This is a genomic window from Mesocryomonas fontinalis (assembly GCF_055730125.2).
On sequence record NZ_JBUZWG020000011.1, the window covers coordinates 1 to 20,519 of the forward strand.

At 64.6% G+C, this 20,519-nt stretch carries 20 protein-coding genes and 1 pseudogene; 18 read left to right on the forward strand and 3 right to left on the reverse strand.

Annotated features, from left to right (window positions below):
* The 14 genes and pseudogenes from ACZL02_RS21805 to ACZL02_RS21870 form a co-directional block, all read left to right on the forward strand.
* Positions 1-567 (forward strand): hydrolase (locus tag ACZL02_RS21805; RefSeq protein ID WP_472940810.1); only part of this gene is annotated, 567 nt, incomplete at its 5' end.
* A gap of 58 nt (positions 568-625) precedes the next feature.
* The gene (locus ACZL02_RS21810; RefSeq protein WP_472940811.1) at positions 626-901 is read left to right on the forward strand and encodes a XapX domain-containing protein; all 276 of its coding nucleotides are present in this window, start codon (positions 626-628) and stop codon (positions 899-901) included.
* Positions 901-2,871 (forward strand): amidohydrolase, encoded by a 1,971-nt coding sequence (locus tag ACZL02_RS21815; RefSeq protein ID WP_472940812.1) that lies wholly within the window; start codon positions 901-903, stop codon positions 2,869-2,871. Before ACZL02_RS21810 ends, ACZL02_RS21815 begins: the two co-directional genes overlap by 1 nt.
* A gap of 65 nt (positions 2,872-2,936) precedes the next feature.
* Positions 2,937-3,313 (forward strand): annotated as a pseudogene (locus ACZL02_RS21820) (DoxX family protein).
* Positions 3,310-4,293: an alpha/beta fold hydrolase gene (locus tag ACZL02_RS21825; protein WP_472940813.1), complete on the forward strand. Its 984-nt coding sequence runs from the start codon at positions 3,310-3,312 to the stop codon at positions 4,291-4,293. The pseudogene ACZL02_RS21820 and the gene ACZL02_RS21825 overlap by 4 nt, the downstream one beginning before the upstream one ends.
* A gap of 140 nt (positions 4,294-4,433) precedes the next feature.
* The gene (locus ACZL02_RS21830) at positions 4,434-5,117 is read left to right on the forward strand and encodes a YoaK family protein (RefSeq protein WP_472940961.1); all 684 of its coding nucleotides are present in this window, start codon (positions 4,434-4,436) and stop codon (positions 5,115-5,117) included.
* A gap of 44 nt (positions 5,118-5,161) precedes the next feature.
* Positions 5,162-5,764: a hypothetical protein gene (locus tag ACZL02_RS21835; RefSeq protein WP_472940814.1), complete on the forward strand. Its 603-nt coding sequence runs from the start codon at positions 5,162-5,164 to the stop codon at positions 5,762-5,764.
* Between the two features lie 637 nt (positions 5,765-6,401).
* Positions 6,402-6,611: a hypothetical protein gene (locus ACZL02_RS21840; RefSeq protein ID WP_472940815.1), complete on the forward strand. Its 210-nt coding sequence runs from the start codon at positions 6,402-6,404 to the stop codon at positions 6,609-6,611.
* Positions 6,612-7,078: 467 nt separating this feature from the next.
* Positions 7,079-7,609, forward strand: a complete 531-nt coding sequence (locus tag ACZL02_RS21845; protein ID WP_472940962.1) for a carboxymuconolactone decarboxylase family protein — start codon at positions 7,079-7,081, stop codon at positions 7,607-7,609.
* Between the two features lie 46 nt (positions 7,610-7,655).
* A complete protein-coding gene (locus tag ACZL02_RS21850) occupies positions 7,656-9,245 on the forward strand; it encodes an ABC transporter substrate-binding protein (protein ID WP_472940816.1) in 1,590 nt (529 codons plus the stop codon).
* On the forward strand, positions 9,246-10,340 hold the full coding sequence (locus tag ACZL02_RS21855) for an ABC transporter permease (protein ID WP_472940817.1): 1,095 nt from the start codon (positions 9,246-9,248) through the stop codon (positions 10,338-10,340).
* The gene (locus ACZL02_RS21860; RefSeq protein ID WP_472940818.1) at positions 10,337-11,188 is read left to right on the forward strand and encodes an ABC transporter permease; all 852 of its coding nucleotides are present in this window, start codon (positions 10,337-10,339) and stop codon (positions 11,186-11,188) included. Before ACZL02_RS21855 ends, ACZL02_RS21860 begins: the two co-directional genes overlap by 4 nt.
* Positions 11,181-12,005: an ATP-binding cassette domain-containing protein gene (locus ACZL02_RS21865; RefSeq protein ID WP_472940819.1), complete on the forward strand. Its 825-nt coding sequence runs from the start codon at positions 11,181-11,183 to the stop codon at positions 12,003-12,005. Before ACZL02_RS21860 ends, ACZL02_RS21865 begins: the two co-directional genes overlap by 8 nt.
* Positions 12,002-12,724, forward strand: a complete 723-nt coding sequence (locus tag ACZL02_RS21870; protein WP_472940820.1) for an ABC transporter ATP-binding protein — start codon at positions 12,002-12,004, stop codon at positions 12,722-12,724. Before ACZL02_RS21865 ends, ACZL02_RS21870 begins: the two co-directional genes overlap by 4 nt.
* Before the next feature lie 3 nt (positions 12,725-12,727).
* Here the strand turns inward: ACZL02_RS21870 and ACZL02_RS21875 are convergent, their stop codons facing one another.
* From ACZL02_RS21875 to ACZL02_RS21885, 3 genes are all read right to left on the reverse strand, one after another.
* Entirely contained in the window at positions 12,728-13,159 is a 432-nt protein-coding gene (locus tag ACZL02_RS21875; protein WP_472940963.1) for an OsmC family protein, read from the reverse strand.
* A gap of 260 nt (positions 13,160-13,419) precedes the next feature.
* Positions 13,420-13,911 carry an Lrp/AsnC family transcriptional regulator gene (locus ACZL02_RS21880; protein WP_472940821.1) on the reverse strand — a complete coding sequence of 164 codons (492 nt, stop codon included), beginning with the start codon at positions 13,909-13,911 and terminating at the stop codon, positions 13,420-13,422.
* Between the two features lie 89 nt (positions 13,912-14,000).
* Positions 14,001-15,365: an LLM class flavin-dependent oxidoreductase gene (locus ACZL02_RS21885; protein ID WP_472940822.1), complete on the reverse strand. Its 1,365-nt coding sequence runs from the start codon at positions 15,363-15,365 to the stop codon at positions 14,001-14,003.
* Positions 15,366-15,540: 175 nt separating this feature from the next.
* Here ACZL02_RS21885 and ACZL02_RS21890 point away from each other — a divergent pair, with 175 nt between their 5' ends.
* Genes ACZL02_RS21890 through ACZL02_RS21905 form a run of 4 tightly spaced genes read left to right on the forward strand, consistent with a single transcriptional unit; the run spans position 15,541 to position 20,494 of the window.
* A complete protein-coding gene (locus tag ACZL02_RS21890) occupies positions 15,541-17,073 on the forward strand; it encodes a sugar ABC transporter ATP-binding protein (RefSeq protein ID WP_472940823.1) in 1,533 nt (510 codons plus the stop codon).
* Positions 17,070-18,104, forward strand: a complete 1,035-nt coding sequence (locus ACZL02_RS21895; protein WP_472940824.1) for an ABC transporter permease — start codon at positions 17,070-17,072, stop codon at positions 18,102-18,104. The genes ACZL02_RS21890 and ACZL02_RS21895 overlap by 4 nt, the downstream gene beginning before the upstream one ends.
* Positions 18,105-18,139: 35 nt before the next feature.
* On the forward strand, positions 18,140-19,213 hold the full coding sequence (locus ACZL02_RS21900; protein ID WP_472940825.1) for a substrate-binding domain-containing protein: 1,074 nt from the start codon (positions 18,140-18,142) through the stop codon (positions 19,211-19,213).
* A gap of 57 nt (positions 19,214-19,270) precedes the next feature.
* Entirely contained in the window at positions 19,271-20,494 is a 1,224-nt protein-coding gene (locus ACZL02_RS21905; RefSeq protein WP_472940826.1) for an SfnB family sulfur acquisition oxidoreductase, read from the forward strand.
* Positions 20,495-20,519: the final 25 nt, after the last annotated feature.

Genomic DNA, 20,519 nt, shown 5'->3' on the forward strand with positions numbered 1-20,519 from the left:
GGAAATCCTGGGTCAGCTCTCAGTGGAAATCAACACCTTCGCAACAATGCGGCCCTGATCTCCCGCGCCGCCGCCGGCTTCGAGGTGCCGACGATCCTAACCACCGTTGCCGAAAAGAGCTTCTCCGGCCCGATGTTCGAGGAAATCACTTCGGCTTTCCCTGGCCAGAACCTGCTCGACCGAACGTCGATGAACACATGGGAGGATGCCGCGGTGATCGATGAGGTAAATCGCATCGGCAAGACCCGGCTCGTCTTCGCCGGGCTTTGGACCTCGGTCTGCATCGTCGGCCCGACGCTCTCCGCCCTAGACCAGGGTTTCGAGTGCTACGTCATCGCCGATGCCTGTGGCGACGTGTCGACCGAGGCGCACGAGCGGGCGATGGAGCGCATGGTTCAGGCCGGCGTGCAGCCGATGACGTCGCTCCAGTACATGCTGGAACTCCAGCGCGATTGGGCCCGCACCGAGACCTACGACATGACCACCGGCATCGCCAAGCAATACGGCGGCGCCTACGGCCTCGGAATCATCTACGCCAAGTCGATGTTCAACGCCCACGAGGGCTGAGCCCCGCCGGGCGCGGCAACGCGCCCGGTATCCTCATTCCGAGATAGGGAGGCCCGTCATGAAGGTCTATGCGATGTCGCTAGGTGCCGGCCTTCTTGTCGGCGTCGTCTACGCACTACTGAACGTCCGTTCACCGGCTCCACCGTTGATCGCTCTCATCGGGCTCCTCGGCATTCTTGTCGGCGAGCAGATCCCGCCACTGGTCAGATCGCTCTGGCGCAGCGAGCCCATCTCCTCGTCATTCCTCGATCATCAGACTCGCCCGCGCCTCTTTGGCCATTTGCCCTCTGGCACCGTGCCGTCCCCATCCCGCATTCCGCAGGACGACGCGTGATGCCCAGCCGCCGCCGCTTCCTACAAGCTGCAACGGCGCTTGCCATGCCGGGCCTTGCCCGTGCCGCCGACCGATCCAACGGAGACGCCGCAATGCACGCCGACCTCATCCTTCACAGTGGACTGATCACGACGCTCGACCGCAGCAACCCCGCGGCCTCCGCCGTCGCGATCAAGGAGGGTGCGTTCCTGGCCGTCGGCGAGACGCGTGACGTCATGGCCCACGCCGGACCCGAAACACGGGTAGTCGATCTCGGCGGCCGGCGCGTGCTGCCTGGGCTGATCGACAATCATCTCCATATCATCCGCGGCGGCCTGAACTTCAACATGGAGCTGCGCTGGGACGGCGTGCGCTCGCTCGCCGATGCGATGGACATGCTGAAGCGGCAGGTCGCCGTCACGCCCCCGCCGCAGTGGGTGCGCGTCGTCGGCGGTTTTACGGAGCACCAGTTCACGGAAAAGCGCCTGCCGACGATCGAGGAGATCAACGCGATCGCCCCTGACACGCCGGTCTTCCTCCTACACCTCTACGACCGCGCATTGCTCAATGGCGCCGCTCTTCGGGCCGTCGGCTACGACCGCGACACGCCCGCGCCGCACGGCGGCGAAATCAAGCGAGACGCCAGAGGCAATCCGACCGGACTTCTGCTCGCCAAGCCGAACGCCGCGATCCTCTACGCGACGCTCGCCAAGGGCCCCAAACTGCCCTTCGACTACCAGGTCAATTCGACGCGCCACTTCATGCGCGAGTTGAACCGGCTCGGCGTTACCGGCGCGATCGATGCCGGAGGAGGCTTCCAGAACTATCCCGACGACTATGCGGTGATCGAGAAGCTGGCGGCGGAAAACCTTCTTACCGTCCGGCTCGCTTACAATCTCTTCACCCAGAAGCCGAAGGAGGAGAAGGCCGATTTTCTCAACTGGACGGCGACATCCACCTACAAGCAGGGCAACGACTATTTCCGCCACAACGGCGCCGGCGAGATGTTGGTCTTCTCCGCTGCCGACTTCGAGGATTTCCGGGTGGAGCGGCCCGAGATGCCCCCGGAGATGGAGAATGATCTCGAAGGCGTGGTGCAAGTTCTCGCCGAGAACCGCTGGCCATGGCGGATGCACGCCACCTACGACGAGACGATCGAAAGGGCGCTCGACGTCTTCGAGAAAGTCGACAAGGACGTGCCGCTCGCGGGTCTCCACTGGTTCTTCGACCATGCCGAAACCATTTCCGAACGCTCGATCGACCGGATCGCGGCACTCGGTGGCGGCATCGCGGTGCAGCACCGCATGGCCTATCAGGGCGAATACTTCGTCGAGCGCTACGGGCTCGGTGCGGCCGAGGCGACGCCGCCTGTCGCGAAAATCCTCGAAAAGGGCGTCAGGACCTCGGCCGGGACGGACGCCACACGCGTCGCCTCCTACAATCCCTGGGTATCACTTGCCTGGATGATCACCGGCCGCACCGTCGGCGGGCTGCGCATCACGCCGCAGCGCAATAGCCTCGACCGCGAGACGGCACTGCGGATGTGGACCGAGAACGTCACCTGGTTCTCGAACGAAATGGGCAAGAAGGGGCGGATCGAAGTCGGCCAGTTCGCCGACCTGATTGTGCCGGACAAGGATTTCTTCGCCTGCGCCGAAAGCGAGATCTCGCACCTCTCCTCCGAACTGACGCTGGTCGGCGGCAAGATCGTCTTCGGCGCCGGCGACTTCGCCAACCTCGACGAGAACGAGGTGCCGCCGGCCATGCCCGATTGGTCGCCGGTCCGCAGCTTTGGCGGCTATGCCGCCTGGGGCGATACGCAGGCCCAGCGGGACAACCCGCTGCGCCGTGCGGCGATCGCCGCCTGCGGCTGCGCCCAGTCGTGCGGGGTGCATGGGCACGACCATGCCACGGCCTGGTCCTCGAAACTGCCGATCCAGGACTTGAAGGGATTCTGGGGCGCGCTCGGCTGCGCCTGCTGGGCGGTATGACGATGGCCCGCAATCGTGCACCCTACATGCTGTGGGCGATCTTGATGAGGCCGGCTGTCGGCTAGTTGGCCCTCCTCGGGTCGTGCACGGCCTACATCCAGGGTTCCCTCATGAAGCTTTTAGACTATGCCGGCGCGCAGACGGAGATGATGCACTTCGGTCCGGGCCACCGACACTCTTTGCCGTCGCGGTCATCCTGTTCGAGTTGGCCGCCCGCCTCGACACTTTCCGGGCTCCACCGCTGGCTGGGGCTCTTGCCCTCTCAGAATTCACGCTCGCCGGAGCGCTCGACGCTTCCGGCTTCCGGGAGCTGCCGCCCGGGTTCCAGCGGGCCATGGCCACCAACGCCTTGTCCGAGCATCTCGGCCTTGCCGGCGCATTCGTCCTCGTCGCCGCTCACGATCTAAAATCGGAAAACCTTTTGACGGAGACTGCGCCATGACCAACCCGACCAAGACGCTGGGCCCCGCACTCACACGACGCGACGCACTTCTGACGGCCGCGGCTTTCGCTTCGACGTTTGCGCTGCCGACCTATGCGGCCGCAGCCGCCTCTTCCACCACCACCTCGAAAGGACCCAAGACCATGGCGACCGTAACGACAAAGGACGGCACCGAGATCTTCTACAAGGACTGGGGTTCCAAGGACGCCCAGCCGATCATGTTCCACCACGGCTGGCCGCTCTCGTCCGACGACTGGGACACGCAGATGCTGTTCTTTCTCGCGAACGGATTCCGCGTCGTCGCGCACGACCGGCGCGGGCACGGCCGTTCGGCCCAGGTCAGCGACGGCCACGACATGGACCACTATGCCGCCGACGCCTTTGCCGTGGTCGAGGCGCTCGACCTGCGCAATGCCGTCCACATCGGCCATTCGACCGGCGGCGGCGAGGTCGCCCGCTACGTCGCAAAGCATGGCGAGCCCAGTGGCCGTGTCGCCAAGGCGGTGCTGGTCAGCGCCGTGCCGCCGCTGATGCTGAAGACCAAGAACAATCCGGAAGGCACGCCGATGGAAGTTTTCGACGGATTCCGCCAAGGCACGGCCGAGAACCGGGCGCAGCTCTTCCTCGACGTCGCCACGGGCCCGTTCTACGGCTTCAACCGTGACGGCGCGACGGTCTACCCCGGCGTGATCCAGAATTGGTGGCGCCAGGGCATGATGGGCAGCGCCAAGGCGCATTACGACGGCATCAAGGCCTTCTCCGAAACCGACCAGACCGCTGACCTCCAGGCGATCACGGTGCCGACGCTTGTCCTGCACGGCGACGACGACCAGGTCGTGCCGATCGCCGACGCGGCCCTGAAGTCCGTTAAGCTGCTGAAGAACGGCACGCTGAAGGTCTATAAGGGCTATCCGCACGGCATGCTCACGACCCATGCCGACGTGATCAATCCGGACCTCCTGGCCTTCATCAAGAACTGACAAACGGAGGAGCCGGCCCGCTCCGGGGAGGCTCCTTCTTCCGCATGCAGCCGGGCCATCCATTCCGTCGGCGGCAAAGAGTTGGCGGAGCGGAAGCCCGGCGGCATCGAAAGTGGCACCCAACACAAGGCATATCCGCAATGAAGCCTTCCTTATCCGCGATACTCAGCTTCAACGGCGGCTATGTCGATGCCGCGGGTTTCCTTGCGCTCCAAGGCCTCTTTACCGCGCACGTGACCGGCAACTTCGTCACTCTCGGGGCGACGCTGGCCTTCGGCACGACAGGCGCCATCGCAAAGCTTCTGGCGCTGCCGACCTTCTGTCTTGTGGTCCTCATCGCCACGATCCTGTGCCGCACGAACACGCGGTACGGACACTTCGATCTGAAACGCATGCTGGGCGTCCAGATCGTGCTGCTGATCCTTGGGGCTGCGCTTGCCGTATGGCTTGGGCCTTTCACGGACGGCGACAGTGGCGCGGCGATCATTACCGGCATGACGCTGGTCAGCGCGATGGCGATCCAGAACACGGCAAGCCGTGTCCACCTGGCCAGCGCTCCGCCGACGACGCTGATGACCGGGACCACGACGCAGATCATGATCGACCTGGCGGGCATGATCACGGGCGTGCCGGAAGAGGAGAGCCGGACGGCGCGGGTGCGCCTGAAGCGGATGGTGGGGAGCCTCGTCGCCTTCGCATTCGGCTGCGCGATCGCAGCTCTGCTGTTTCTCTACTTCGGGGTCTGGTGCCTGGCCGTCGCGCCCGTCGTGATCCTGGCCGCCATGTTGTCCGCGGAAAAGCCTGCCCCTGCAGCGACCGCTTAGATGCCTCCAGATCTCTTGGTCGGAAGGGATGGAATTCCACTGACATGACCGGATCTTTCGCGTTCGCCACGGTCCTTCTTTCCGCCTTCGTCAGCATCATCACCGGCTATGTCGGCGCCTTGCTGAGCTCGGGCGGCATTCGCAGGCAGGAGCGACGGATCTACGGTCTGGCGCTCCTGGCCGAGGTCAAATCCATTCAGCGGAGCCTTCTGCGGTACCAGAAGCGCATTGAGGCTTTCGACAACGCGGAAGTCGCCCGTCTCAGGGATGCGCGGGCGACGCTGGGTCTCTGGCGGCAGGACCTGTCGGTCTACGCGAACAATTCAGGCCGCATCGGTCTCTTCAGTGCCAGGACCGCCATCGAGATCATCGAGTTCTACCACCGCGTCCGCTGGCTCGAACTTCGGATTGCGGAGCTCGACCTGACCGACGGCCTCGACGCAATGAAGCTTGGGAAGTGGATCGACGCGCAACGGGCGGCTATCCACATGACACGCCAGCACAGCCGCTATCTCAACCGCCTGCTTCGCCGCGAGGTGCCCGCCACCACTGGCGAAGTGGCGAAGGCCCTGGCGCACCTGCGGATAAGGCAGCCGCCGATGCGCTTGAAGGCCAGCTTCCACGCTCGCGGCGGCCTAGATCGGTGACAGAGGGCAAGCGGGTCGAAGCCTCGTCATCGGTGAGAAAAAGCTGTTGAGATCCGTCTCGCGCCTTGCATACCCTGCCGAAATCCGGCCGCCCGCCTCGGGCCTATCTGATACCGACCCGGAACGGATCCAGAATCGCGGCGCCATATTCGCCGCCGCCTTCCGAATGCGTCATTGACGATGCGGTCCACTTTCGCCGATGACCTGCGGAAGTCGCCGGCATCGTCGTAATCGCGGGTGTGGTCGGGACTGGCATGCGGTACTGCGTCGGAATAACAGAGTCCGAGCCCATCCAGCTCATAGCGGTGCGGAAACCGCACGTAATTACTTGAGAGCTCCGACCTTTCTTGCGTAGGCAGCTTCGATGGCCGCCGTTACGAACCTGACAATCAGCTACCAGGAGGCGTCCGACTTCTGCGAGGTCAACCGGATCCGCTATACGAGATCCAAGTCGGAGTAACGGGGCTCAAGTCCACTTCGAGGCTTGGAGCTATCGCCCGCTACAGGCGGAGCGCAAAGTGCGCCGGATCGCCAGCGCTTTTCCAAATAAATCTACCAAATTAGTAGAACGTTCTTTCCTATCCTCTCGTCTGATCGATAGCTTCGTCCATGCTGGCGCCTATGGCTAAGACGAACGATGGGAAGCGAGATAAGGAATGCTTTGCGCGAGGCGGTACGCGGCTTCGATCTCGAACAAAGGCGTCAGATCTGTCCGTTCGACCGTCGCCACATTGTCTCAATGATCGATGCCGGGTTCGGCTACGGCTATATCCGGCGGGAGCTCGGCTGCAGCGTTTCCAAAATCGATCTGGCTTTTCGTCAGATCGGCGATGCTGAAAATTCTTGAGACCGACCGCCGCGACTGTCGCCTCCGCCGATTTCGCGCCCCTGACTTTGGAAGTGCAGACCAAATCCATCGAGAGATTCATCATGTTACGGCATCGCCGGCCAGGGCATATGAAATTCCCGCTCAGATCTTCGATGAGATTGCAGATGGGGTTTGCGCTGTCCGGGCTTTCCGCCGGCACGTCCGGCAAAGCCTGACCTCTGTTTCGCGGGCCATCGGCATCGGGAGCGCTCAATTACATTTACTGGAAACAGGAGCGCAGCCTCGTCCGGAGTAACTTCTGCTGCTTGCGACCGCCTTCGGCGATCCGGTCTACGCTCTTGGTGATTGGCACTGAGCGTCCAGTCGCGTCGGCTTGGAACGAAGGACGCAAAAATCATCCTCATCCCGTGGCTGCGGCGACGCGAACAGAGCTGCCCCCTTCCAAGCTGGGAACGTATCATCCCCGCAAACGGAGACAGGCTGATATGAAACGTATCTCACCGATCCTCTACGATACGGCGCCAGCTTCTCTGAAAGCAGGACTCGACGAGGAACTGCGGCTTCGCGGCCGGCTTACCAACTTGAAGCTCATCCAGGCGCGATCGCCGGTGGCGCTCCGGGTCTACGGCGAATGGTTCGCGCTCAAGCAGGCGCTCAACGCCAAGCTAACCGACCGTGCGGTGTTCATCTTCTCGCTGGCAATCGCCGAGGCCCAGCGCTCTTCGATCCCGGTCGGTTTCTTTCGCAGGGCGCTTACGAAGTCTGGCATCGATCCCGATCACCTGGACCTTTCGAACGAGGAACTCCTGCTCCAGCAGTTCGGAAGCGTCGTCGGGAACGACTCCAATGCTGTCACCGACGAGCTCTGGTCGGAGCTGGCGGAAATCTACGACGAGACCCTGCTGGTCGACCTTGTCGCCTTTGCGGGCATCATGGTCGCGACGACCGTTTTCGCGAACGTCGTTCGAGCCGAACCCGACGAAGACCTCGTGGCCAATATCAAATCCCCAGCGTGAAGCGGACACCCGCGGCACGCCCCGTTCTTTGCACAGGAGATTTTGCATGACACTTCATCGACGCAAGGACGCGTTGCTCGCCGCGGTCTTCAGTACCGCAAGCCTGTTCGGGGGCGCAACCGGGCATGCGGCGACGCCCGCGAGTGCGCTGGTCGTGGCTCAGTCGATCGACGATGCCGTGAGCTTCGACCCGGCGGAGGGTTTCGAGCTCACCACCGTGCAGACGTTTAACAACGTCTACCAGCGGCTGGTGGAGTCCGACCGCACGGATGGCACGAAGATCGTCCCCGCCATCGCCTCCGAATGGAAGCCTGGCGACGACGGCAAGAGCCTGACCTTCGCCATCACGCCGGGCGCGACCTTCGCCTCCGGCAATCCGGTGCGGCCGGAAGACGTGATCTTCTCGTTGTCGCGGGCAGTCAAGCTCAACAAGTCTCCCGCCTTCATTCTCAACGAGCTTGGCTGGAAGGCGGAGACCGTGGATGCCGGCCTGAAGAAGGTGGATGACAGCCATGTCCAGCTGACTTGGACGGCCGATGTCGGGCCGGCCTTCGCCTTGGCGCTGCTGACGGCGCCGATCGCCTCGATCGTCGACGAGAAGACGGTGAGCGAGCACGTCGCCGCCGACGATTTCGGCAATAGCTGGCTGAAGGCGAACTCCGCCGGCTCCGGCGCCTTCGTCATCGCCAAATACCAGCCACACGAGGTTCTCGTGCTCGCCGCCAATGGCACGGCCTCGGTCAAGCCGAAGCTCGAGACGGTGATCCTTCAGAACGTGCCCGATGCCGCTGCCCGCCGCCTGCAGATCGAGCAGGGCGATGCCGACATCGCCCGCGGCCTAGGGGCCGATCAGGTCGACGCGATCAAGAAGGACGGCAAGCTGATTGTCGAGGCCGTGCCGTCGGCCCGCTCCGACTATCTCCTGATCAATTCCAAGGCGAACGAGACGCTCGGCAAGCCGGCGTTCTGGAAGGCGGCGCGCCATCTCGTCGACTATGACGGCATCACCCGCGACCTCTTGCGCGGCCAGAGCAAGGTGCACCAAGCCTTCCTGCCCGTCGGTTTCCCTGGGGCAGTCACCGACAATCCCTACAAGCTCGACGTCGAGAAGGCGAAGGCCATCCTCGCCGAAGGCGGCATCACGACCCCGGTGAAGGTCGAGTTCCCGGTGTTCAACGAGCAGCCTTTCCTGTCGGTCGCCCAGTCGCTGCAGGCGAGCTTCGCCAAGGCCGGCATCGATCTCGATATCCAGCCGGGGGTCGCCAGCGACATCTACGCCCGGGGCCGGGCCGGCAAATACCAGATCACCCTGCGCTACTGGATCCCGGACTATTTCGACCCGCATTCCAACGCATCGGCCTTCGCCATCAACAAGGACAATTCGGCCAACACCGTCGCCAAGCAGGCCGGATGGGTGATCCCGGAAATCACCGACCAGACCCTTGCTGCCGTCAAGGAGCAGGACCCAGCCAAGCGCTCGGAACTCTACGGCAAGATCCAGAAGGAAATTCAGGAGGAATCGCCCTTCGTCTTCCTGTATCAGGGAGCGGATCAAGTGGTGCTGGGCAAGAACGTCAAGAACTATGTCCAGGGCCTCAACGCAGACCAGGTGTATTATGACCAAGTCTCGAAATAAGTGACGGCTGTCGACGACCGTGTCCCAGGGGACTCACGCCGCGAACCCGTAGAACCCCGTCGGTCGGATGACCGGCGGGGTTTCGCGCTCCCGCACCGCGTCGCGGGGTGGGGCCTGTCCTTTGCGCTGACGCTGCTCGGCCTCGTGCTGGTGACCTTCGCCATGACGCGCCTCTCGCCGATCGATCCGGCGCTGCAGATGGTTGGCGACCATGCCAGCCAGTCGACCTATGCCGCCGCAAGGCTGGCGCTCGGCCTCGACCAGCCGCTTCCCTTGCAGTTCCTGATCTACCTCCAGCACGCCTTCACCGGCGATTTCGGGATTTCCATCAGCACCGGCCAGCCGGTGATCCAAGACATCGCCCGCACCTTTCCGGCCACGCTGGAGCTCGCGACGGTCGCCATCCTCCTCGCCACCGTCTTCGGACTGTTCCTGGGCATCGTCGCCGCGCTCAAGCCCGGCAGCCTGCTCGATGCGGCGGCACGGTTCGTGTCCCTTATAGGCTATTCCACGCCGATCTTCTGGCTTGGCTTGCTGATGCTGCTCCTGTTTTATGCGCGCCTGCACTGGGCACCGGGTCCCGGGCGGCTCGACGTCGCCTATGCCTACACCGTCGACCAGGTGACCGGTTTCGGGCTGATCGACACCTGGCTGTCCGGCCAGGCCGGTGCCTTCGCCAATGCCGCCGGGCATCTCGTCCTGCCCTCGCTGGTGCTGGCCTTCTATGGAATGGCCGGCATTGCCCGGTTGACGCGGGCCGCGATCCTGTCCGAGCTCGGCCAGGAATACACCTTGTCCGCCCGAGCCAAGGGCGCCAGCCGCGCCCGGGTGGTATTCGTCCATATCCTGCCCAACATCACCGGGACGCTGCTTACCGTTCTCGCGCTGACCTATGCGAGCCTCCTGGAAGGCGCCGTCTTCACGGAAACCGTTTTCGCGTGGCCGGGGATCGGGCGCTATCTCACCACGGCGATGTTTGCCGGCGACATGCCGGCCATCCTCGGCGCGACGCTCGTCGTCGGCGCCGCGATCGTGCTCCTCAACGCGCTGACGGATCTCGCGGTAGACAGGGTCGAGGGGGCTCGGCGCCGATGACCGACATCCAGTCACTGCCCCGCCGCCGCCTTCGTCGAAGACTGCGGCGTTCCCCATCCGCCGTCATCGGCGGCGTGATCATCTTCGTGGTGCTGCTGGTGGCCATCGCCGCCCCGGTGCTCGCGCCGTTCGATCCCTTCGCCCAAAACACCGCGATCCGGCTTGCCGTACCGGACGCAGTGCATTGGCTGGGAACCGACGCGTTCGGCCGCGACCTTTTTTCCCGCATCCTCTTCGGCGCCCAGTCGACCCTGATGCTGCTTCTGATCGTCATCCTGCTGATGGCGCCATTGGGCGTGCTCGTCGGCACCGTCGCGGGCTTTCGCGGCGGCATCACGGAACGGGTGCTGATGCGGATCACCGATATCGTCATGTCCTTTCCGCGCATCCTTCTTGCCTTTGCCTTCGTCAGCCTGATGGGTGCCGGGCTCGTCAACGGCGCCTTGGCGTTGGCGCTGACCCTCTGGCCGGCCTATGCGCGCCAGGCCCGGGCGGAGACCGGGGCGCTGCGCGACGGCGACTATCTCGCGGCTTCGGAAATGCTCGGCATCTCCAAACTTCACCTGGTCTTCTTCCATGTCCTGCCGATGGTGCTGCCCTCGGCGGTGATCCGTCTGGCGCTCGACCTCTCCGGCATCATCCTCGCCGCCGCGGGGCTCGGCTTTCTCGGCCTCGGCGTCCGGCCGCCAACGGCGGAGTGGGGATCGATGGTCGCCGAGGGTACGCAGGTGATATTCGACCAATGGTGGATCGCCGCTATCCCCGGTGCCGCCATCCTGGTGACGTCGCTCGGCTTCAACCTCCTCGCCGACGGCCTGCGCGACATTCTGGATCCGCGCCATGGCTGAGCCGATCCTCGATGTCCGCAACCTCAGCATCGCGTTGCCTGCCGATGGCGGCTGGCGCACGATCGTCGCATCCATCTCGCTCGCCGTCGGTCAGGAGATCGTCGCCCTCGTCGGGGAATCCGGCTCCGGCAAGTCGCTGACGGGGAGAGCTATCATGGGCCTCCTGCCGCCGCGGGCTCGGGTGACGGCCGACAGGCTCGCCTTCGAGGGCGAGAACCTGTTGACGCTGAGCGAGCGCGACTGGACGCGGCGGCGAGGCGAGGCGATCGGGCTGATGCCTCAGGATCCGAAGATTTCGCTCAATCCCGGCCAGCGGATCGGCGTGCAGGTCGAGGAAGCGCTGCTGCTGCACACGGCGCTCGGCAAGCGCGACAGGCGGAAGGCCGCGCTCGACATGCTAGCCCGCGTTGGTCTCACCGATGCCGAGCGGATCTATGGTTCATTTCCAGGGCAGCTGTCTGGCGGCATGGCGCAGCGGGCGATGATGGCGGCGATGCTGGTCAACCGGCCGCGCCTCCTGATCGCCGACGAGCCGACTTCCGCTCTCGATCGCGACGTTCAGATCCAGATCCTCGCCCTGCTGAAGCAACTGGCGGCCGATTTCGGCATGGGCCTCTTGCTCATCAGCCATGACCTCGTCCAGGTCTCGCGCTTTGCCGACCGGGTGATCGTCATGCGGCAGGGGAGGATTGAGGAGGAACTGGCCGCAGGCGATCTGGCAGACGCCCATTCGCCTTATACCCGCAGCCTCTGGGCGGCGCGGCCGTCTGCATCGACTTATGGCGAACGCCTGCCGACCGTTGAGGAGGCGTCATGATCAACGCCGTCGACATCCGGAATCTGGATATCCGCTTCGCCACTGCAGCCCGCGGCTTCCATGCCGTGCGGAACGTCGGCCTTGAGGTTCGCGAAGGTGAAAGCTTTGGCCTGATCGGCCCGTCGGGCTGCGGCAAGACGACGGTATTGCGCGCAATGGCGGGGCTCAACACGGCCTGGACGGGAGAGGTCGATCTGCTCGGCGAGCGCTTGATGCCGGGAAGGAAGATCACGGGCGACTTGCGCCGGCGGGTACAGATGGTCTTCCAGGACCCCTACGCCTCGCTTCATCCGAGGCACCGGATCGGCCGCAGCCTCGGCGAACCACTGGCGCTGCATGGCTCGAGGCAGGTCGATCGCGACGTCGCCGATGCTTTGATTCAGGTCGGCCTGTCGCCCGAACTCGCAGAGCGCTATCCGCATCAGCTCTCCGGCGGCCAACGCCAGCGCGTAGCGATCGCCCGGGCGCTGACAGCGCGGCCGGATCTGCTGCTGCTCGACGAGCCTACCTCGGCGCTGGACGTGCTGGTACAGGCTGGCGTCCTCAACCTCCTGAACGATCTCAAGCGCGCTCGCGGCATGACTTTCGTGCTGGTCAGCCATGATCCCGGCGTGGTCGCCCATATGTGCGATCGCGCGGCGGTAATGCGGGCCGGAGAGGTGGTCGAAAGCCTCGACCGCGAAGGCCTCGTCAATCGCTACGAGGCACTCGCGCTCTGACGGTCAGCCGCGAAAGGTCATCGCGAAATCGGGCTGGCCGCTGATCGTGTTGCTGACGGTGCAGATCTCCGTTTCGGCAAGACGAGCGATCTCGTTGCGTGTCGCCTCGTCGAAGTCCCCGACGATCTGCATGTCGATGTCGAAGCAGGCCACCCGCGACGGCTCGTCCGGCGCCTTTTCTCCGGTTACCCGGACTGTCACATCGGTGAGCCGCTCGAGCACGCCCAGCTTTCCGGCCGCCATGCGGGCGCTGATCGCGAGGCAGGCGGACAGCGAAGCATAGAGGAGATCGAGCGGGTTGAAGCCAGCCTCCGACGCGCCGGTCCTGATGTCGATCTCGCCGCCCGTCGCGGAGACGACATGCGGAGAACCGGTGCGTCCCATCTTGGCGATCGCGCCCGTTGGGCGGACTTTGATTCTGGGTGCGGTGCTCATTGTGTGACCTTCGAAGGTTTGGGAATGGAACAAGGTAGGTGTAGCTTATCCAAAGCCGGCGCTGCACATACCGCAAGCCACTGACGACTCCCTATCCCTGCTTGGTGCGGATCAGATCGTATAGTCGCTTTCGGTCAAAGCCTGGTCCATCGTGACGCCGGGCCATACGCGTTGCCGCCCGCCGACGACGCGGGCAGGGTCCGATGTAATACTAGATTGACGGGCAAATTCATTCCGACCGGACGAGGCGGGGTGTCTCGTCAATCGGAGGCGGGCGTTCCGCTGTCGCTAAGGAGCGCGTAGTCGAGGGGCAGTTCCGTCGTGTATTTTATCTGTTCCATGGCGAATGATGACGAGATGTCGCGGATCTCGATGCGGGCGATCAGCTTCTTGTAGAAGGCATCGAAGGCGGCGACGTCGGGGACGACGACGCGCAGCAGATAATCCACCGATCCGCTCATGCGATAGAATTCCATTACTTCCGGAAAGTCGCCGACGACTTCCGAGAAACGCAGGAGCCATTCCTTCGAATGGGTGTTGGTGCGGATCGAGACAAAGACCGTGACGGCAAGGTTCAGCTTGGCCGGGTCAAGTACCGCGACCCGGCGCTGAATCACGCCCTCCTCCTCGAGCCTCTGGATCCGTCGCCAGCACGGCGTCGTCGACAGGCCGATGCGCTTGCCGATGTCGGCGACCACCATTGTCGAGTCCTCCTGCAGAAGTTTGAGGATCTTGCGGTCGAGACGGTCCATGGGGACTCCATTGATGACGACTGCTGCCGGCCCAACGCAGCCAGGGACGCGGGATTGCCGGTTAAGGAGTCGAGCTAGATCGGCTCGGTCTATCGAGACGGGCTCCGGACTGAGGCGCCTGCGTGGCGATCCGGCAACCGGTCACCTTCGCCGAAGAGCTTTGCACGCAACGTGCCAAGGCTGTACGCCGTCTTGTAGAGACCGCGCTCCTGGAGTGCCGGCACGACGAAGTTCACGAAATCCTCGTAGCCTTCCGGCACGACGGTGCGCGTCAGATTAAAGCCGTCGATCTCGCCCTCGACCATCCAGGACCGCATCTCCTCGGCGACCGCGGCGCCGTCGCCGACGATCAGCGGATAGCGACCGCCGAGCGCGAGCTGTGCGAGAAGCTGGCGCTTGGTATAGCCGTGCTGCCGGGCGATCCGGGTGGAGGACTGGATGGCGTTGGTCGGGCCGTATGGAATCAGGTCGTCGAGATCGTATCGCGAAAAATCGATGCCGCTGCCTGCGGCGAAATGCGCGAGCCCCGCCTCCGGGCTGCCATGGCTTACGTAGTCGGCCAGCCGTTCGCGGGCGTCAGCCTCCGTCGCACCGGTGACGACGCTGATACCGATCAGGATCTTGACGTCGTGCGCTCGGCGACCCGCCTCGACGACGGCGGCGCGCAGGCTGCGGGTGGTGTCGCGCGCGGTCGCCTTGTCAGGTGCCGAGATGAAGACGCATTCGGCATGGCGGGCGGCGAAGGCCTTGCCTCTGCCGGATGAGCCGGCCTGGAACAGCACCGGTGTGCGCTGCGGGGAGGGTGCCGAAAGATGGACGCCCTCAGATCGGTAGAACGGTCCGTCGTGCCTGATCGTACGGATCCTGGACGGCTCGGCAAATATCCGACGGGCGCGGTCATGAACCACTGCATCGTCGTCCCAGCTCGCTTCCCACAGCTTGTAGCAGAGGTCGAGATAGTCGTCTGCGCGGTCGTAGCGGGTATCATGCTCGGCCATGGCGTCCTGGCCGACCGCACGTGCGGCGCTGTCCAGGTAGCCGGTGACGATGTTCCAGCCGACCCGGCCGTCGGTCAGGTGGTCGAGCGTCGAGAAGCGCCGAGCGAATGTGTAGGGGTGTTCGATGCTGGTGTTGACGGTGACGCCGAAGCCGAGGTTCCCTGTCACCGCCGCCATCGCCGGCACCAGCAGCGTCGGCTCGTTGACGGGCAGCTGGATCGATTCCCGTGCCGTCAGATCAATGGAATCTTGGTAGACGTCGTAGACACCCACGATGTCGGCGATGAACATCGCGTCGAACAAGCCGCGCTCCAGCGTCTTGGCCAGCGACGTCCAGTAGTCCAGTCGGGTATAGTCCTGCGAGCGGTCGCGGGGGTGAGTCCAGAGGCCATGATTGATATGGCCGACGCAGTTCATCGTGAAGGCGTTCAGGATCAGGTGCGTTTCAGCCGTCATCGCTATCCTTGTTGATCGGGGTAGGTCGTTATGCTCCCGTAGCCGTTTGCGACGAATACGGCGCGATACCAATCTACCATCAGTCTATGGAATTAGTATAATCTTTCTGTCTGGGTACCGATCGGCATTCTAGTCTGGGGAATGGACGCAACCGTCCGGCAGGAATTCGCGCCCCATGACGACCTCGAATGCTCCCGTCGTCCTGAAGCTCGGCTCGGTCAGCAAGAGCTACGGGCCGACGCGGGCTCTGGACTTCGTCGATCTGACGCTTCGGCGAGGCGAGGTGCTCGCGCTGATGGGTGCGAATGGCGCCGGCAAGTCGACGCTGATCAAGCTGCTCTGCGGGCTGCAGGTGCCGGACAGCGGGAAGATCGAGATCGCCGGCCGGGCCGTGGACATCACCTCGCCGGCGGGGGCGCGGGCGCACGGCATTGTCGCCGTGCACCAGTCGATCGCCGATGTCGGCGTGCCGGGCATGTCCGTCGCAGACAACCTGCTGCTCGATCTTTACTGCTCCGGCGGATCGCCCCTCATCACGACGACGTCCGGCATCCGCCGCCTGGCGCAGCGTCGGGCATCGCGCATCGGCCTCGACGTCGATCTCGATGCGCTGCTTTCCGACATCTCGCTTGCCGACCGGCAACTCGTCGCCATCGCCAAGGCGGTGGCACACGAACCGGTCGTGCTGCTGCTCGACGAACCTACCGCCAGCCTTTCCGCCGCAGAATCCGAGCGGCTGTTTGCCGTCGTCGAAGGGCTCAAGGCGAGCGGTGTCGCGATCATCTACGTTTCGCACAAGACGGCCGATCTCCGGCGCCTTGCCGACCGCACGCTGGTGCTGCGAGACGGACGAGTCGCCGGCGAGCTGTCGCATCCCATCGATTTTCCCCAAGCGATCCAACTGATGGTCGGCCACGATATCGTCCGCAAGCCTCGCTTCGGCCGCGTCGACGGTGCGCCCGTGGTGTTGGCACTGGAAGGAGTACGGCTAAAGCGATCAGCGGAGCGCTTCGACCTCATCGTCCGCCGCGGTGAGATCGTCGCCGTCACCGGCCCGGTCGGCTCCGGCAAGACGTCGCTTGCCGGCGCGATCTTCGGCCTCTGGCCGTTCGCGGATGGGACGGCGACGCTCGACGGCTCGCCTTGGCGGCCCAAGGGGCCGGCGGCCTCGATCGCGGCTGGCGTGTTCTATGCCGGCGAGGACCGATGGCGCACCTCGTTCTTCCCGACATCCGTTCCCTTTGCCTCGATTGCCGGGACGATCGGCTTCCCTTTCCTCGCCCGATGGTCGCGAAACGGTCTGGTGCCGCGGGAGCGGGAGCGCCTCGCCGCCGAGTTGGCCATCGGCGCCTTCGGCATCAAGGCGCGGGGACCGGGCGACCGGTTGACGGCGCTCTCCGGCGGCAACCAGCAGAAGGTCGTTCTGGCCCGCTGGCACGCAGAGCCGGCGCGCCTGCTCCTTCTCGACGAGCCGTTCCAGGGCGTCGACATCGGCGCCCGTGACGACATCATCACCGCCATCCGCGAGCGTGCCGGCGACCGCGCCACCCTCGTTTTCGTTAACGACTACGAAGAGGCCCTCGAGGTCGGCGACCGCATCTTGGTCATCGAGGATGGCCGGTTGCTGCCGGAGAATTCCGGCACCGAGTCCGCTGCCGCGGCGGTCATCACTTCCCTCAATCCCGCCAACGATCAGGTCGCCCCATGACATCCCTCGCGTCTGCATCCCCCGAGCCCCGCCGGGTCGCCGCGCCACGTGGCGCTGTCCGCGATATCGTAATCAAGGTTGGTATCTTCGCGCTGCTGGCCGTCCTGATAGCAACCTTCCAGTACAACGAGCCGGCCTTCCTGCGGGTCGCCAATATCTTCTCGATCCTGCAGGGCGTGGCCATCGTCGCGCTGCTCGGAATCGGCGTGACGGTGAGCTGCGCCGTCGGCGGCTTCGACCTCTCGGTCGGCGCGCTTGCGGCTTTGACGCAAATGGCCGCGGCCTACATCCTCATCGTCCTCGGCGGCTCAGCCTATGAGGCGGTCGCCGGAGCGCTCGCGATCGGCGTTCTGGTCGGCCTGCTCAACGGCCTGCTGATCGTCGGCCTCAGGGTGCCCGACCTCCTGGCGACCCTCGGCACGCTTTTCCTTCTCGCCGGTGCGCAGCTGATCCCTACCGGCGGCCGCTCGATCGCGCCCGGCATGGCGCTGCTCGACGGCTCCTCCGCCACCGGCAGTTTTACCGAGGGCTTTCTGGCGCTCGGCCGCTACCGCGTCGGCGGCGTCGTGCCGATCCCGGTGATCGTGCTGGCGGTCGTCGCGCTGGCCTTCTGGTTCCTCATGGAGCGCACGCGCTGGGGACGGGTGTTCTATGCCGTCGGCGGCTCGGAGACCGCCGCCCATCTCGCCGGCGCGCCGACGAAACTCTACCGTGTCTCGGCTTACGTCCTCTCATCCACGATTGCCTCGCTCGGCGGCATCCTGATCGCCGCCCGCATCGGCCGCGGCGATGTCAGCGCCGGCAACTCGCTGATGCTCGACGCCGTAGCCGCCTCGCTGATCGGCTACGCCGTGCTCGGCGCCAACCGGCCGAACGTCTTCGGCACGGTAGTCGGCGCGGTCTTCGTAGGCGTGCTGCTGAACGGCCTGACCATGTTGAACGCCCCCTACTATCTTCAGGATTTCGTCAAGGGCGCAGTGCTCATCGGCGCGCTCGCCGTGACCTTCGGCCTGTCTCGCCGCCCCGCATGAATCTTTCTCCCAACCCCAATGAAAGGCCTGATCCCATGAAGCGCCGCAGCCTGCTGAAATTCTCCGCCGCCACTCTCCTGCTCGGGGCGACCTTTGCCGCAATGCCGCTGGCAGGCTCATTTGCCGAGGCTGCCGGCATCGCCGGCGCCCCGGCGCCGTTCGACAAGGGCGGCGTGACGCTTGCCTTGATCGTCTATCTCTCGGGTGGCGACTATTACCAGAACTACGAAGCGGGCGTGAAGCGCCAGGCCGACGCGCTCGGCATCGAGCTGCGCTCCTTCCAGGGCCGGCAGAAGCCGGACGAGCAGCGCGAGCAGCTGCGCCAGGCGATCAATCTCGGCGTCGACGGCATCATCATCGCCGGTGGCAAGGGCGAGGCGGTGTCGGACGTCGTCCAGGAAGCGATTGATGCCGGAATCAAGATCGCCGTCCAGAACATCGAGCTGCCGCAGAAGGAGGTGATCCTCATCGACCAGGATGAGTCCAAGCAGCTCGACCTCGTGCTCGGCCAGGCGATCAAGGACAATGGCGAGGACTTCAAGGCCGGCTATATCTATGTCGAGGGATTCCCGGCGCTCGATAAGCGAGACAAGGTCTGGCAGGCCTTCAAGGCCTCGCATCCGAAGGTCCAGCAGCTCGCGCAGTGGGGTGCGGTCGACGACACGCCGGCCCAGACCGTCGCCAACCAGACCGCCGCCGTCTTTCGCTCCAACCCGGAAATCAACGTCGTTCTGGCGCCATGGGACGAGTTCGCCCGCGGCGCCAAGATCGCCGTCGACGAGAACAGCCTGAACGACCAGGTGAAGATCTACAGCGTCGATGTCTCGACCTCCGATATCCAGGCGATCCGCGAGCCGAACAGCCCTTGGGTCGCCACCGCCGCCATCAGTGCCGCCGGCACCGGCGCAGCCGCCGTCCGGGCCGTGGCGCTGGCGCTGACCGGCGAGCTCAAGGAGACGAAGATCCTGCTGCCACCGACTCTGATCACCCGCCAGTTCCTGATCGACAACGACGTCAAGAGCGAAGATGAGCTGAACGCGAAGCTCCCCGAGTTCAAGATCGAGGGTGCCGTGACCGCCGACTGGATCAAGACGACCGCCACCAACTGACCAGTTTGCCCGGCCCGCGCCGTCGCATGACGGTTTGGGCCTCAGCAGGAGAGCGCCATGTCGCTTGCAGCCGAACCGTTGCCCCAATTCGAACTGATCCCGAACGCCCATCGCATTACGAGTGATGCTGAAGCGATCACGATTGCCCACGAACTCGCCGCCGAATTCGTCGTCGGCGCCGCCGAGCGCGATCGTGAAAGGCGGCTGCCGGCAGCCGAGCTCGACCGATTCTCAGGCTCGGGCCTCTGGGGCATCACCGTGCCGAAAGCCTTTGGTGGAGCGGGGGTCTCCTTCGCGACGCTGGCCGAGGTGATCGCCACCATCTCGGCCGCCGACCCCTCGATTGGCCAGATCCCGCAGAACCACCTCGCGGCCCTCGACGCCATCCGCGTCACCGCCAGCGAGAAGCAGAAATGGCTCTGGTACGGAAGGGTGCTGCAAGGCTATCGGCTCGGCAACGCTTTTTCCGAAGCGAAGAGTCGGCATGTCGGTGCCTTCGAGACGACGATCCGACCGAACGGCAACCGCTTCGAGGTCAATGGCGAAAAATTCTACGCCACCGGCGCGCTGTTCGCCCACTACATCCACATCGGCGCCGTGGACACCGATGGGAACGTGAACCTCGCCATCGCCGAGCGCGGCACGCCGGGTCTTACCATCATCGACAGCTGGTCGGGTTTCGGCCAGCGCACCACGGCAAGCGGCAACGTCGTCATCGAAAACGTCGAGGTCGGGCCGGAGGCGGTGATCCCCGCTTATCTCGGCGGGGTCCATGCCTCGTCGAACGGCAGCGTCTCGCAGCTGATCCAGGCCGCCGTCGACCTCGGCATCGCCCGTGGCGCCGTCGATGACACTGTCCACTTCGTCCGTAACCACAGCCGGCCCTGGATCGACAGCGGGCAGGAGCATGGCCACGAGGACGTCTTCACCATCGCCGCGATCGGCGACCTCACGGCAAAACTGCATGCCGCCGAGGCGTTGCTCGAACGCGCCGGGCATTTCATCGACGGAATTCTCGACGATCCGTCGGACGAGGCGGCGGCCGAGACTGCAGTAGCCGTTGCCGAAGCCAAAGTGCTGACCACGGAAATCGCCCTCCTCGCCGGCACGAAACTGCACGAGTTGGCCGGAACACGATCGACGCTCGGTGTGCACAATCTCGACCGGCACTGGCGCAACGCCCGCACCCACACGCTGCACGACCCGGTGCGCTGGAAGTATTTCCACGTCGGCAATCATGCGCTGAACGGCATCGCGCCGCCGCGCCATGCCTGGAGCTGAGGCCTTGGCTGCACCGAAAACTAGA